Raw genomic sequence first — 242 nt, forward strand, 5'->3', positions numbered from 1 at the left:
CGCGCACCGTGAAATCGATGATTAAAGCCGGTGCGGCAGGATTGCATATTGAAGATCAGGTTGGTGCGAAACGCTGCGGTCATCGTCCGAATAAAGCGATCGTCTCGAAAGAAGAGATGGTGGATCGGATCCGCGCGGCGGTGGATGCGAAAACCGATCCTGATTTTGTGATCATGGCGCGCACCGATGCTCTGGCGGTAGAGGGGCTGGATGCGGCGATCGAGCGTGCGCAGGCCTATGTT

The 242-nt window shown here is 57.0% G+C and carries 1 protein-coding gene; it reads left to right on the forward strand.

The genetic code is table 11. The annotated features are described in order from the left end of the window. On the forward strand, positions 1–242 hold a 242-nt coding region (locus FN960_RS24675), incomplete at both ends, for an isocitrate lyase/phosphoenolpyruvate mutase family protein (RefSeq protein WP_185971171.1).

Source organism: Alkalicoccobacillus porphyridii (assembly GCF_007293315.1).
Classification (GTDB): domain Bacteria; phylum Bacillota; class Bacilli; order Bacillales; family Bacillaceae_D; genus Alkalicoccobacillus; species Alkalicoccobacillus porphyridii.